The 12,443-nt window shown below is 59.4% G+C and carries 14 protein-coding genes and 1 pseudogene; 3 read left to right on the top strand and 12 right to left on the bottom strand.

Features of this window, described 5'->3' with window-relative positions; all coding sequences use genetic code 11:
- Position 1: 1 nt before the first annotated feature.
- The 6 genes from benB to AB4O41_RS28220 all read right to left on the bottom strand — a co-directional run bounded on the left by benB (position 2) and on the right by AB4O41_RS28220 (position 5,691).
- Positions 2–490, bottom strand: a complete 489-nt coding sequence (gene benB / locus AB4O41_RS28245) for a benzoate 1,2-dioxygenase small subunit (RefSeq protein WP_460145556.1) — start codon at positions 488–490, stop codon at positions 2–4.
- Positions 487–1,851: a benzoate 1,2-dioxygenase large subunit gene (gene benA / locus AB4O41_RS28240; RefSeq protein ID WP_460145555.1), complete on the bottom strand. Its 1,365-nt coding sequence runs from the start codon at positions 1,849–1,851 to the stop codon at positions 487–489. The genes benB and benA overlap by 4 nt, the downstream gene beginning before the upstream one ends.
- A 241-nt stretch (positions 1,852–2,092) precedes the next feature.
- Positions 2,093–3,052, bottom strand: coding sequence for an AraC family transcriptional regulator (locus AB4O41_RS28235; RefSeq protein ID WP_460145554.1), 960 nt, complete (start codon positions 3,050–3,052; stop codon positions 2,093–2,095).
- Between the two features lie 192 nt (positions 3,053–3,244).
- Positions 3,245–4,174 carry a catechol 1,2-dioxygenase gene (catA, locus tag AB4O41_RS28230; protein ID WP_460145553.1) on the bottom strand — a complete coding sequence of 310 codons (930 nt, stop codon included), beginning with the start codon at positions 4,172–4,174 and terminating at the stop codon, positions 3,245–3,247.
- Between the two features lie 55 nt (positions 4,175–4,229).
- On the bottom strand, positions 4,230–4,520 hold the full coding sequence (gene catC, locus AB4O41_RS28225) for a muconolactone Delta-isomerase (protein ID WP_460145552.1): 291 nt from the start codon (positions 4,518–4,520) through the stop codon (positions 4,230–4,232).
- Positions 4,521–4,530: 10 nt separating this feature from the next.
- Positions 4,531–5,691 carry a muconate cycloisomerase family protein gene (locus AB4O41_RS28220; RefSeq protein WP_460145551.1) on the bottom strand — a complete coding sequence of 387 codons (1,161 nt, stop codon included), beginning with the start codon at positions 5,689–5,691 and terminating at the stop codon, positions 4,531–4,533.
- 127 nt (positions 5,692–5,818) lie between these two features.
- Here AB4O41_RS28220 and AB4O41_RS28215 point away from each other — a divergent pair, with 127 nt between their 5' ends.
- Complete coding sequence (locus AB4O41_RS28215; protein WP_460145550.1) at positions 5,819–6,709, top strand: LysR family transcriptional regulator; 891 nt, start codon at positions 5,819–5,821, stop codon at positions 6,707–6,709.
- 1 nt (position 6,710) lies between these two features.
- Here AB4O41_RS28215 and AB4O41_RS28210 read toward each other — a convergent pair whose 3' ends face one another.
- The 6 genes from AB4O41_RS28210 to AB4O41_RS28185 all read right to left on the bottom strand — a co-directional run bounded on the left by AB4O41_RS28210 (position 6,711) and on the right by AB4O41_RS28185 (position 10,724).
- On the bottom strand, positions 6,711–6,962 hold the full coding sequence (locus tag AB4O41_RS28210; RefSeq protein ID WP_460145549.1) for a DUF1652 domain-containing protein: 252 nt from the start codon (positions 6,960–6,962) through the stop codon (positions 6,711–6,713).
- A gap of 188 nt (positions 6,963–7,150) precedes the next feature.
- The gene (locus AB4O41_RS28205; RefSeq protein ID WP_460145548.1) at positions 7,151–8,050 is read right to left on the bottom strand and encodes a polysaccharide deacetylase family protein; all 900 of its coding nucleotides are present in this window, start codon (positions 8,048–8,050) and stop codon (positions 7,151–7,153) included.
- Between the two features lie 169 nt (positions 8,051–8,219).
- Positions 8,220–9,167, bottom strand: a complete 948-nt coding sequence (locus AB4O41_RS28200; protein WP_460145547.1) for an ABC transporter substrate-binding protein — start codon at positions 9,165–9,167, stop codon at positions 8,220–8,222.
- A gap of 328 nt (positions 9,168–9,495) precedes the next feature.
- Positions 9,496–9,654 (bottom strand): hypothetical protein, encoded by a 159-nt coding sequence (locus tag AB4O41_RS28195; RefSeq protein WP_007895518.1) that lies wholly within the window; start codon positions 9,652–9,654, stop codon positions 9,496–9,498.
- Between the two features lie 60 nt (positions 9,655–9,714).
- Complete coding sequence (locus tag AB4O41_RS28190) at positions 9,715–10,026, bottom strand: AzlD domain-containing protein (protein WP_162830927.1); 312 nt, start codon at positions 10,024–10,026, stop codon at positions 9,715–9,717.
- Positions 10,026–10,724, bottom strand: coding sequence for an AzlC family ABC transporter permease (locus AB4O41_RS28185; protein ID WP_460145546.1), 699 nt, complete (start codon positions 10,722–10,724; stop codon positions 10,026–10,028). The genes AB4O41_RS28190 and AB4O41_RS28185 overlap by 1 nt, the downstream gene beginning before the upstream one ends.
- Before the next feature lie 393 nt (positions 10,725–11,117).
- Between AB4O41_RS28185 and dapA the strand changes: the two are divergent.
- Both dapA and AB4O41_RS28175 read left to right on the top strand, forming a co-directional pair.
- Positions 11,118–11,992 (top strand): annotated as a pseudogene (gene dapA, locus AB4O41_RS28180) (4-hydroxy-tetrahydrodipicolinate synthase).
- Positions 11,993–12,052: 60 nt separating this feature from the next.
- A complete protein-coding gene (locus tag AB4O41_RS28175; RefSeq protein WP_460145545.1) occupies positions 12,053–12,436 on the top strand; it encodes a DUF2784 domain-containing protein in 384 nt (127 codons plus the stop codon).
- The last annotated feature ends 7 nt before the right edge of the window (positions 12,437–12,443 follow it).

Here is a 12,443-nt window from a genome sequence, read left to right as displayed (position 1 = left end):
CTCAGAGGTGGTAAACATCAATGACCTGACGAACGTAGTCGTTCTTCAGGATCACTTTCTTGGCCAGGATCTGCGTGTTTTCACCGCGCACATCCAGGGTGTAGAAACTGCTGCCGAAATAGCTGTCGACGGTCTTGTAGCGAAAGCTCAGGGTGTGCCAGTTGAAGCGCACCTTGCACAGCCCGTCGGCCTGTTCGATCAGCTCGATATTGCTGAGGTTGTGCGAAGTGCGTGTGTCCGGCACGCTGGCGCTGGAACGCTCGGTCTTGATGCGGAAGATGCGGTCTTCCAGGCCCGTGCGGTTGCCGTACCAGATCAGCGAGATTTCCCGTTGCGGGTCTTCAGTCAGCTCATCGTTGTCGTCCCAGGACGGCATCCAGAATGTGGCGTTCGGCGCGTACAACTCCAGCCAATCGTCCCATTGTTTGTCGTCGAGGTAGCGCGCTTCGCGGTAGAGAAAATCGCGCACGGCGTCATAAGTAATGGTCATTGCACGGCCTCCACTGCAATCAGGCCGGATTGTTCAGCGGCCAAGGCCTTGAGCATTGTTTGCTGCCAATACTTGTGTTGCAGCACGAACAGGCCTTCGTCTTCGGTGCGCACGCCGCTGAGCAGCGGATGCAGGTCGATCTCTTTGGCCGCGTCATCGGCGCCTTCGACCCAGTGCTCGGCGCCACGGGACATGTCGTTCCACGCGGTGACGCTGCCCTGGTAACCCGTCTGGCAGGAGCGAAACTCTTCCAGATCGTCTGGGGTCGCCATGCCGCTGACGTTGAAGAAATCCTCGTACTGACGAATCCGGCTCGACCGGGCGTGGTCGCTTTCGCCTTTGGGGGCGATGCAGTAAATGGTGATTTCGGTGCGGTTGACCGAGATCGGCCGAGCGATGCGAATCTGCGAGCTGAACTGGTCCATCAGGTACACGTTCGGGTACAGGCACAGGTTGCGCGAGTTCTCGATCATCCAGTTGGCGCGCGCCTGGCCGAAGTCCCGGGCCAACTCGTCGCGACGCTCGTACAGCGGACGGTCCTCAGGGTTGGACCAGCGGGTCCAGAGCAGCATGTGGCCCTTGTCGAAGGAATAGAAACCACCGCCCTGCCTGGCCCAGGTACCGGCGCTCATGGTCGGATTGCAATCGCCGGCTTCGCGCTGCTTGCGCTGGTTCTGGGTCGCCGCGTAGTTCCAGTGCACCGAGCTGACGTGATAACCGTCGGCACCGTTTTCAGCGGTGAGTTTCCAGTTGCCTTCGTAGATGTAGCTGGAGGAGCCGCGCAGCACTTCCAGGCCATCGGCGGACTGATCGACGATCATGTCGATGATCTTCGCCGATTCACCCAAGTGCTCTGCCAACGGCACCACGTCGGCCTTGAGGCTGCCGAACAGGAAGCCGCGATAGGATTCGAAACGCGCGACTTTGGTCAGGTCGTGGGAGCCTTCGCAATTGAAGCTCGCCGGGTAGCCGGCCGCCGCCGGATCCTTGACCTTGAGCAGCTTGCCGGAGTTGTTGAAGGTCCAGCCGTGGAATGGGCAGGTGTACGTGCTCTTGTTGCCGGTCTTGTGTCGGCAGAGCATCGCTCCACGGTGGCTGCACGCGTTGATGAAGGCGTTCAACTCATCGTCTTTGTTGCGCGCGATAAAGATCGACTGACGCCCCATGGTGGTGGTGTAGAAATCATTGTTGTTGGGGATCTGGCTTTCATGGGCCAGGTACAGCCAGTTGCCTTCGAAGATGTGTACCATCTCGAGGTCGAACAGCCGCGGATCGGTGAACATCTCGCGCTTGCAGCGATAGATGCCCTGCTCAGGGTCTTCTTCAAGCAGGGAGTGAAGGTATTCAGGTCGCAGGGTCATGGCCGCCGCCTCCATTGTTTTTATTCAGGCAGGGCCATGCTAGGACGAGGGGATGGGGCGGACTATCCGCGGGGTGCAGACCTGTATCCGTTTTGTGCAGAGTGATGATCGTTCCCACGCTCTGCGTGGGAATGCAGCCCGGGACGCTCTGCGTCCCAAAAGCGGACGCGGAGCGTCCGTTGAGGCATTCCCACGCGGGAGCGTGGGAACGATCAAACAGCGGTGGGTGGCGTTTGCGAGGTCAGTGGCGGCGTTTCAGGGTGTCCGATGGCAACTCACCGAACTGTTTGCGGTAGCTGTCGGAGAACCGGCCCAGGTGCAGAAAGCCGTAATCCATGGCCACTTCCGTGACGTTACGCACGTTGCAGGTCGGGTCGCTCAGGTTGGCGTGGATGCGTTCGAGCTTCTTCTGCCGGATGTAGTTTTTCGGCGTGGCCCCCGCGTTGCGTTCGAACAACCCATACAGCGAACGCAGGCTCATCCGCGCCTGGCGTGCCAGTTCTTCGCTGTCGATGTCCTGCTTGAGGTTGCACGCGATGTAATCGACCAGCGTCTCGAACATGGCCGAGGATGAGCCGGGTTCAGTGCGCATGACGTTGGTCTTCATCAGGCCAAGCATCTTGCTGACAACGATTTGCGCATAGTGCTCCTGCACCCGGGGAATCTGCTCGGTGGCTTCGGCTTCCTGGCAAATCATCGCCAGCAGACCGACAAAACCTTCCAGTTCATTGAGCTGATAACGGTTTTCCAGAAACCGTACGCCCTGCCCCGGATATCGCCAGCGCTGCTCTTCGCACACCGCCTCCAGCAGCCGCGTGGGGACTTTCAGGATGAATTTTTCGCAATCACTGGAATAGGTCAGATCCACCGGATCGTCGGGGTTGATCAGCAACAACTCGCCGGGTGCGAAGTAATGCTCCTGACCATGGCCACGCCACAGGCAGTTGCCGCGCAGCAACACTTGCAAGTGATAGATGCTGTCCAGCGCACCGGACGTGACCCGCACGCTGGCACCGTAACTGATGCGGCACAGGTCGAGGCTGGCGAACTTGCAATGATCGAGGCTCGCCAGCGGTCGGCCGGCCCGAGGCATCCGGAGGCAATGATTGCCGACATGCTGATTGACGTAGCCCGACACCGCGTAGGGGTCGGCATGGTCGAAGACTCTGCTGCGATGACTCAACAATTGCGCTTGCATCATCGGTTCACTCTCATTGTTGTTATAGGGTGCGTCGGGCCATTCCAGGGCAGTGCTCGCCTCGATGTGCCAGTTGACCGACCTGTGGGAGCGAGCCTGCTCGCGAAAGGGCCATCAGCTTCAACATCAACGTTGACTGACACTCCGCTATCGCGAGCAGACTCGCTCCCACAAAGGTTCGGCGGGTCGAGGGCATCAGTCCTCGAGCGCGCGAACCCGTTCGTGGCGTTGCTGCTCCTCAGGCTGGGCAGACGACAGCAGCGTGAAGTCAAAATCGATTTCGGCAAAACGACCGCTGACGCCGTGGGCCGCCGCACGCTGCGGATCATCGCTGAAGGTGATTTTGGCAATCAACTCATCACGGGTGGCGTAGGCGAAATCGTCATGCAGGTACTGATCACCGTCGAGGTTGATCTGGGTGGTCAGGTGACGATGGTCCGCTGCCGAAATGAAGAAGTGAATGTGCGCCGGACGCTGGCCATGACGGCCCAGTTGATCGAGCAATTGCTGGGTCGGACCGTCCGGCGGGCAGCCGTAGCCCGACGGCACGATGCTACGAAAACGATACCGGCCCTCGGCATCGGTGACGATGCGTCGACGCAGGTTGAATTCCGACTGAGCGGTATCGAAGTACGAATAAGTGCCACCGGTGTTGGCGTGCCAGACATCCACCACCGCGCCGGCCAGCGGCTCGCCGGCGGTGTTACGCACTTGGCCTTGCATGAACAAAACCACACCAGGATCGACACCGTCATCCAACCTCGCTTCGCCTTCCGACAGCGGCGCACCGGCCACATACAGAGGCCCTTCGATGGTCCGCGGCGTGCCGCCGGCCTTGCCGGCCTGCTCATCTTCGGCATCCATCAGCAGGTCGAGGTAATGCTCCAGGCCGAGCCCGGCCACCACCAACCCGGCCTCTTGACGCGCACCCAGCACGTTGAGGTAGTTGACGGCTTTCCAGAACTCTTCCGGGGTCACGGCCAGGTCTTCGATGATGTTCACCGAATCGCGCAGGATGCGGTAAATCAGCGCCTTGACCCGCGGATCGCCGGCTTCGTTATGCAGACCGCTGGCGTCTTCGAGAAACTTCTGGGCACTGGCAGTGTGGGAAATCTTGACGTTCATTTTGGTGGGTTCCTCATCTTGTCATTATTAGCGTAGCGAACTGAACAGCCCGGGTTCAGCGGTCATCCTCGCGAATGGAAGAAGGATGCCGGCACAGCGCGTTGACCTCGATCGCCATGTACGGGTACAGCGGCAATTGCATCAGCAGGTCGTGCAGTTCCTGAACGCTGTCGACATCGAACACGCTGTAATTGGCGTAGAGCCCGGCGATGCGCCACAGATGACGCCACTTGCCTTGCGATTGCAGGCGCTGGGCCAGGGCTTTTTCGTCGGCCTTGAGCTGAGCGGCGCGTTCCGGGTTCATGTCGACCGGTAAATTCACGGTCATTTTTACGTGAAACAGCATGATGCCCTCCTCAGGCTTGATGAACGGCAGTGGATATGGCGGTGGAGATTCTGTCCCGACGGAAAAACGCCAGGCGCTCTTCATCCAGGCTTAGGCCCAGCCCCGGTGTTTGCGGGACGTGCAGTTGGAAATCGCGATAGACCAATGGCTCGCTGAGGATGTCTTCGGTCAACAGCAGCGGGCCGAACAACTCGGTGTCCCAGCTCAGGGTGTTGAGCGTGACGAAGGCATGGGCCGAGGCCAGCGTGCCGATACCGCCTTCGAGCATGGTGCCGCCGTACAGGCCAATGCCGGCCGCCTCGGCAATCGCGGCGGTTCGCAGCACGGCGCGTGGGCCGCCATTCTTGGCGATTTTCAGGGCGAATACCGAAGCCGCGCCTTCGCGAGCCAGGTTGAAAGCATCTTCCACGCACTCGATGGATTCATCGGCCATGATCGGCGCCGGGCTCATGGCATTCAGGCGCACCATGCCGGCGCGGTTATTGCGCGAGATCGGTTGTTCGATCAGGTCGATGCCGTTGCTGCCGAGGATCCGGCAGGCGCGCAGCGCGATCGCTTCGTCCCAGGCCTGATTGACATCGACCCGCACGCTGGCGCGATCGCCCAGCGCTTTTTTGATCGTAATGACATGGGCCAGGTCCCGGTTGACCTCGCCAGCGCCGATTTTCAGCTTGAAGATTCGATGGCGACGCAGGTCGAGCATTTTTTCCGCTTCCGCGATGTCCTTGGCGGTGTCGCCGCTGGCCAGGGTCCAGGCTACCGGCAGCGCATCGCGAACGCGGCCGCCCAGCAGTTCGCTGACCGGCAGGCCCAGGCGCTTGCCTTGGGCGTCGAGCAAGGCGCTTTCGATACCTGACTTGGCGAAGGTGTTGCCACGGATGCTGCGCTCCAGGCGCAACATCGCGGCATTCACATTGCCGCTGTCCTGGCCAAGCAGCAATGGCGCGAAGTGTTTGTCGATGTTGGTCTTGATGCTTTCCGGACTTTCATTGCCATAGGCCAGACCGCCAATGGTGGTCGACTCGCCGATACCTTCGATGCCATCGGCGCAGCGCACGCGAATGATCACCAGGGTCTGGTTCTGCATGGTGTGCATCGCCAGCTTATGGGGGCGTATGGTCGGCAGATCGACGATGATCGTCTCGATCGATTCAATGGCAGTTGCACGCATGTCGATACCCGTCAGGTTCTTAAAGTTCTGGAACGGATTCTCGTACGGCTTTTTCCGAGCGGCCAATATAGAATTGGTCTGGCTCGATACCTTTAAGGTATTTAACAGATCGACGTCCGGAGGCCTCATGGAACTGCGTCACCTGCGGTATTTTCAGGTGTTGGCTCAAACCCTCAACTTCACCCGCGCCGCCGAACTGCTGCACATCGCCCAACCGCCGCTGAGCCGGCAGATCCAGCAGCTGGAAGATGAACTCGGGGTGCTTCTGCTGGAGCGCGGCCGACCGTTGAAGCTGACCGACGCCGGGCGGTTTTTCCATGAACATTCCACCGCCCTGCTCGAACAATTGGGCAAGGTTTGCGACAACACACGGCGGATCGGACTGGGCGAAAAGACCTGGCTGGGGATTGGCTTTGCGCCATCGACCCTCTATGGCGTGTTGCCGGAACTGATTCGCCGACTGCGCAGCGGTGAACCGCTGGCGCTTGAGTTGGGACTCTCGGAAATGACCACATTGCAGCAGGTGCAGGCGCTCAAGGCCGGGCGCATCGACATTGGTTTCGGGCGCATTCGCATCGACGACCCGGCGATCATCCAGACTGTTTTGACTGAAGACCGGCTGGTCGCCGCCCTCCCCGCCGGCCATCCATTACTGGCCGGGCCGATCAGTCTTCGTGAACTGGCAAAAGAACCCTTCGTGCTCTACCCCGGCAACCCGCGGCCCAGTTACGCCGATCATGTAATCGCGTTGTTTGAATCCTATGGCGTACATATCAACGTGGCGCAATGGACCAACGAACTGCAAACAGCAATCGGTCTGGTGGGTGCGGGAATCGGGGTGACGCTGGTGCCGGCTTCAGTGCAGTTGCTGCACCGCGATGACATTGGCTTCACCCCGGTGCTGGAAGACAACGCGACCTCGCCGATTATTCTCAGCAGGCGCGTGGGCGATGTATCGCCGGGGTTGAATCATTGTTTGCAGATGATCGATGAACTGCTGCCCAGAGAAGACTCGTAAATCAGGCCATCACACCGGCAAATGCTCTGCGCCCGGCGCGCATTTCTGTGCGAAGTTCGCCGATCAGGTTGGAAATATCGCGGACACTGGTCAACTCTTCGGGCGATACACCGGTGATCAACAGCTCAATCCGCCCGGTGGTGCGATCGAAGACCTTGATCCGCAACGTTTCATCGCGATTCACGGTGCATTCGCAGGACAGCGGCTTGAAACCGGATTCAACTATTTGGCAAAGCTGCGCAAGTGGAACCATGGCGGACGCCCTCCTTGACGGTTTTTCGATTGGATCCACTCAGAATAGATCAACTTGCGCAACACGCCAGCTTTCGTAGGAGTTGGCGAAGCCTGCGATCTTTTGATCTTCGGCATTTTCGAATCCGCTGAAAATCAAAAGATCGCAGCGGCAGCTCCGCCGCTGCACAATCAATCGTCCGGCATCGCTCAGTGAGCATCCCCGTCCCACAACCAGTTCCAGATCCCTGGCAACTCAACCGCCTCAGAACTGTCACGGACCGTACGCGCCATGGCCGCCCGCTGTAGCGCTGCCGTGTCGTCGTAAAACGCTTTCTGCGCCGTGACCAGACCTGCGGCACTGGCACTGTCGAGCAGGATTTGCAGGTATTCCCGGGTATGCCGGGCGGTGTAGCGATTCAGGTCATGAAAGGTCACCACCACCGGAATCACCCCGTCCACTGTCGGCAACTCGCCGAGGGCAATGCGCTCGCGGACTTCGGACAGCTGCCGCAGCATATTGGCCCGCCGACGGGGGCTGGCGTTGAAGCCCCAGATCTTGCCGTCATTGGCGCTCAAGTCGGTCAGCAGTACGTGCATGCCATGCTGTTGATAGGCCGCAAAGGTGCGCTTGTCGTAGTTCCAGAACGGCGGGCGCACCAGGGTCGGCGAGGCTTTGGTGATCGCGGCGATGTCTGCGCTGCCATCAGCGAGCGACTGTTCCAGTTCTTCCGGGTCCAGCGAACGATGGTTGGTGTGCCGGGGCGTGGCCGTGTGGAAGCCCAACAGGTGACCTTCGGCATGCTCGCGACGCATGATCTGCCGGCCCATGTCACTGCCGCCGGCGCGAGAGGCCCGGGTCTGCACGAAGAACACCGCTTTAATGTCCGGTTGCAGCGGATTGCGCGCGAGGCTGTCGAGCACGGTGACCGTCGGGTTGTAAAAACCGGACGCGCTGGGCCCGTCGTCGAAGGTCAACAAAAAGCGGATCGGCGCTTGCGTGCGCAGACCCTGTTGCGTCTGCGGCGTCATTTCAATGGGCGCGGCGATGCAGCCAAACAGCCCGACGGCGATGGCGAACGCGGAGAAAACCTTGACCAGCTGCTTCATGTTTTGCCTTGGACCAGACCTTGCGGTCATCACGTTTAATGGCAGAATTCCCTTGCCCATTCATCCTTCGACCGACCCGCAGATCGCTGCGAGCCGAGGTTGGATAAGGGTACACAGAGTTTGGTTCCGGCGCCCGCTCCCGGACTCGCGTTATGCCTTCGATTTTCGGTTATTGCGCCAGCGCCTGCTGGAACGAGCTGTCGATAATCGGCGCCGTGGCCAGGGCGGCCGGCAATGCCTTGACCTTGAACAGGAAGTCCGCGGTGCTTTGCAGATCTGCTGTGGCTTGTTGATCCACCGGGCCGACGGTCATGTGCGCCTGGCGCAGCCAATGGCGCGAGACGTTCTGGTCCAGGTTGGCCTTTTTCGCCCAAAGATCGGCGTACTCATCGGTATGGCTGTCGACCCAGGCCCGGGCCTTTTTCAGGCGGCCCAGGAAGTCGGCAATGGCTTCGCGTTTGCTGTCGATCGAAGGCGTCGAAGCGGCGATGGCACTCAGGCCGGGCATCAGGTTTTTGGCGGTGAGAATCGGCCGGGCGCCGGAGAACAGAATCTGCTGGGAAATGTAGGGTTCCCAGACCGGAAACGCATCGATGCTGCCTTGGGGTAACGCGGCGGCGGCGTCAATCGGCATCAGTTTGATGAAGTCGACGTAGTTATCCGGTAAATCGGCTTGTTCCAGAGCGCGCAAGGTCAACTGCTGGCTCCAGGCGCCGGGCCAGTAAGCGACTTTCTTGCCCTTGAGATCGGCGATGGTCTTGACCGGCGAGTCCTTGGGCACCAGCAAGGCGATGGTGTCCGGGTTCTGCCGCGACACGCCGATCAGCTTGACCGGTGCCTGTTTGGCGGCCAGAAACAGAAATCCCGAATCACCGAGAAAACCCAGGTCCAACGCGCTGGTATTGAGCGCCTCGGCCAGCGGCGCAGCGGCCTGGAAGTGTTTCCAGTCGACGCTATAAGGCGCTCCTTGCAGCACACCCGACGCCTCTACCGATGCGCGAATGTTGTAGTAGTTCTGATCGCCGACGTGCAACACCACAGGGTCGGCGCCGTAGGTCAAAGGCGCGGTAAACAGGGCGCTGGCCAACAGACCGCGCAGGTATTGGGAGAGATTCATCGGGACTCCTGGAGGGTTATTTTTATAGACCTTAACGCTCTTACAGAGGCAAATTTAAATTCTATTTATGCATAAGCTCATGTCCGGGAGCAGGGAGTGTTTACCCCGCAACAATGGCTCAACAGACTGCATTTCCCCGTGCATTTCTTCCAGCGACACATTGCCTTACCTGCGGGCTTGCTCGCGAATGCGGTGTTCCATTCAGCATTGATATTGACTGACACACCGCTTTCGCGAGCAAGCCCGCTCCCACAGGGAATTGCATTTCAGGTCGGAAACTAAAAAGCCCCGCCATCAACGGCGGGGCTTTTGGGTATGTACAACCCGATCAAGGCTTCAGCGGGCGCTCCTGGTCGCGGTCCGACAGCTCTTTACCGTCATCAGGATGCTTCCAGTCCGGCGTCGAACGCCTCTGTTGCTCAAGCTCTTCCTCCGTCGGTTCATCAATGTCCTCATCCGGGTCCGGACGCTTTGGTTCAGTGGCCATGCTCACCTCTCTTCCTGAAGGGATCTCCTTTAAGCGTAGAACAGTTCTGCGCTAGACGACTCAGAGCCACCACCGCAGCAAAAAGAAGAACCCCATACTCAACAACATGCTGAGCAACGTGTTGCGGGTGTAAAGCACCAGTCCCACGGCCACCAGCGAACTGATCAGATAGGGGTTGTCCCACTGCAGGTTCAGCTGTTTGTCGGGCATGAACACGATGGGCCCGCAGATTGCTGTGAGCATGCCCGGCACCGCGAAACCGAGGAACTGCCGGGCATTACTGCTCAAGCGTACCGGCAGTCGAGGCTCGAGAAATACGTAGCGGTTCAGGAATACCAGCAGGCCCATCCCGATAATCACAGCCCAGACCATCATGTGCGCCCCACATAGAATTTGTTGCAGATAAAGCCTGCGGTCATGCCCGCCAACCCCGACAACACCAACGCCGAGCCCCATTGCCAATAGCTGAACAGCACCGAACAGAACAGTGAGACCGCCACGCACACCACCGTCGGAACGTTGCGCACCACTGGCGTGATCAAGGCGATAAAGGTCGCCGCGATGGAAAAGTCCAGCCCCAGATGTTCAAGGCCCGGAATGCTGCTGCCCAGCACAATGCCCGCCAGGGTGAAGAGGTTCCACGCGATGTAAAACGTCAGGCCCACGCCCAAGGCGTACCAACGATTGAACTGCTGTTTGTCATGCTGGCTGGTCAGGGCGAACAACTCGTCGGTGAGCAAAAAGCCCAACCCCACACGCCAGCGGCCCGGCAACGGGGAAATCACTGAACGCATGCTCATTCCGTAAAGCAAATGCTGGGAGGTCAGCAACAACGTGGTCAACAGAATCGAAAAGACCCCGGCGCCCCCCTTGAGCATGCCGATGGCGACCAATTGAGCCGCGCCGGCAAACACGATGCTCGACAGCCCCTGGCCTTGCAGCGGTGTGAGATTGGCCTCGATGGCCATAGAGCCGGCGAGCAACCCCCAGGGCGCGGTCGCCAGGGACAACGGCATGATGGCCGCGGCACCGCGAAGGAATGCACTGCGCGGCATGAGTGTGTTGGACATAACGCTCTACAACCAGGGAAAGACCCCAGACTGTGCCAGCAGTTGCGGTGGATGGCTTGAACAATCTTGCGCACTTGCAGGCAACCGGTTCTGATTTTCGAGATTGACAAACATCGCGCCGACTTTTAAAACTGAGCACCTCATTCAGGGTGTAAGCAACCATGTCTGCAACCTTCAACCTCAACACTGTCGTCATTGGCTTGAATGCCAAGGCGCAAGGTTGCGTTGCGCACGCCCTTAAATCGAAGAAACAGTCGCTCATGTGACCGGGGCGCGCTGTCCCGTCAGATGAGCTGACAGGACATTGAGCGCGGCGGACACTCCCTCCTTCTTGCTGACTTCCTTCTACGCTTCTGACGGTGACGAAATCGGTCAACCTTCAGGAGAAAGTGCATGTCATCGTTTCAAGGTATCTGGGTTCCCATCGTTACGCCGTTTCACTATGGCGTGATCGATTTCGACGGGTTGCGGCGGCTGGTCAGTCATCTGCTGGAAAAAGGCGTCGATGGCATTGTGGTCTGCGGCACCACCGGGGAAGCCGCGGCGCTGGGCAAACATGAGCAACTGGCGGTGCTCGATGCGGTGCTGGAACTGGTTCCGCCAGAACGAGTGGTCATGGGCCTGGCCGGCAACAACCTTGCCGAGTTACTGACATTTCAAAGCGAAATCCTCAAACGTTCTCTGGCGGGTTTGCTGGTTCCGCCGCCGTACTACATCCGCCCGTCCCAGGCCGGCCTTGAAGCCTTTTTCAAGACTGTCGCGGATGCTTCCAGCGTCCCGGTCATTCTCTACGACATACCCTATCGCACCGGCATAGCCTTCGAGCAGGCGACCTTGCTCCGGATCGTCGCCCATGAGCGGATCGTCGCGATCAAGGACTGTGGCGGCAATCCAGCCACCACTTTGCCCTGCTCTGCAGCGGCAAGGTCGACGTGCTGTGCGGTGAAGACAACCAGATCTTCGGCGCTTTGTGTCTAGGAGCCAAAGGCGCGATTGCCGCTTCGGCCCATGTTCATCCCGAGCTGTTCGTGACGCTGTATCAACAGATCCGCGACAACCAGTTAGCGGCCGGTCGAACGACCTTCTTCCAGTTGCTGCCGCTGATTCACAGCCTGTTCATCGAGCCCAATCCTGCCCCGGTGAAAACCGCCCTGGCCCTTGAGGGGTTGATTCACGACGAGCTGCGCGCGCCGATGCAACACAGCAGCGAAGCCACGACGGTGCGTTTGAAAGAAGTATTGGCCGTGCTCGAAAACGGCAATCGATAGAGCACACGCGTTCAGCCCGAGTACCATGGAGCGATTCACATAACGCGTCAGGGAATCGACATGCTTTACCGAATCGCAGCCGACGGGCTGGTGCTGTCTCACTTGCTGTTCATTCTGTTCGTGCTGTTCGGCGGGCTGCTGGTGCTCAAATGGCATCACCTGGCCTGGTGGCACCTGCCCGCCGCCGCGTGGGGCGTGATCGTGGAAGTTTTCCACCTGACGTGCCCACTGACCGAATGGGAAAACCTCATGCGCCATGCGGCCGGGCAAACCGGTTATGGCGGTGGTTTCATTGAACACTACGTGTGGCCGATTATTTATCCGACCGGGCTGACACCCACGATTCAGCTGGGACTGGGCAGCGTGGTGCTGGCGATCAACGTGCTGATCTACCTGCGGCTGATCCGCTTATGGAAGCGGCACCCGACCCGTTCAGGGCAGTAACCGGTCT

This window comes from Pseudomonas sp. S2_A02 (genome assembly GCF_054668495.1).
This window is presented reverse-complemented; position numbering and strand designations above follow the sequence as displayed.

Bases quoted from the DNA above. Each gene is read 5' to 3' on its own strand.
- benB (WP_460145556.1), bottom strand. From the start codon at position 490: ATGACCATTACTTATGACGCCGTGCGCGATTTTCTCTACCGCGAAGCG.
- benA (WP_460145555.1), bottom strand. From the start codon at position 1,851: ATGACCCTGCGACCTGAATACCTTCACTCCCTGCTTGAAGAAGACCCT.
- AB4O41_RS28235 (WP_460145554.1), bottom strand. From the start codon at position 3,052: ATGATGCAAGCGCAATTGTTGAGTCATCGCAGCAGAGTCTTCGACCAT.
- catA (WP_460145553.1), bottom strand. From the start codon at position 4,174: ATGAACGTCAAGATTTCCCACACTGCCAGTGCCCAGAAGTTTCTCGAA.
- catC (WP_460145552.1), bottom strand. From the start codon at position 4,520: ATGCTGTTTCACGTAAAAATGACCGTGAATTTACCGGTCGACATGAAC.
- AB4O41_RS28220 (WP_460145551.1), bottom strand. From the start codon at position 5,691: ATGCGTGCAACTGCCATTGAATCGATCGAGACGATCATCGTCGATCTG.
- AB4O41_RS28215 (WP_460145550.1), top strand. From the start codon at position 5,819: ATGGAACTGCGTCACCTGCGGTATTTTCAGGTGTTGGCTCAAACCCTC.
- AB4O41_RS28210 (WP_460145549.1), bottom strand. From the start codon at position 6,962: ATGGTTCCACTTGCGCAGCTTTGCCAAATAGTTGAATCCGGTTTCAAG.
- AB4O41_RS28205 (WP_460145548.1), bottom strand. From the start codon at position 8,050: ATGAAGCAGCTGGTCAAGGTTTTCTCCGCGTTCGCCATCGCCGTCGGG.
- AB4O41_RS28200 (WP_460145547.1), bottom strand. From the start codon at position 9,167: ATGAATCTCTCCCAATACCTGCGCGGTCTGTTGGCCAGCGCCCTGTTT.
- AB4O41_RS28195 (WP_007895518.1), bottom strand. From the start codon at position 9,654: ATGGCCACTGAACCAAAGCGTCCGGACCCGGATGAGGACATTGATGAA.
- AB4O41_RS28190 (WP_162830927.1), bottom strand. From the start codon at position 10,026: ATGGTCTGGGCTGTGATTATCGGGATGGGCCTGCTGGTATTCCTGAAC.
- AB4O41_RS28185 (WP_460145546.1), bottom strand. From the start codon at position 10,724: ATGTCCAACACACTCATGCCGCGCAGTGCATTCCTTCGCGGTGCCGCG.
- AB4O41_RS28175 (WP_460145545.1), top strand. From the start codon at position 12,053: ATGCTTTACCGAATCGCAGCCGACGGGCTGGTGCTGTCTCACTTGCTG.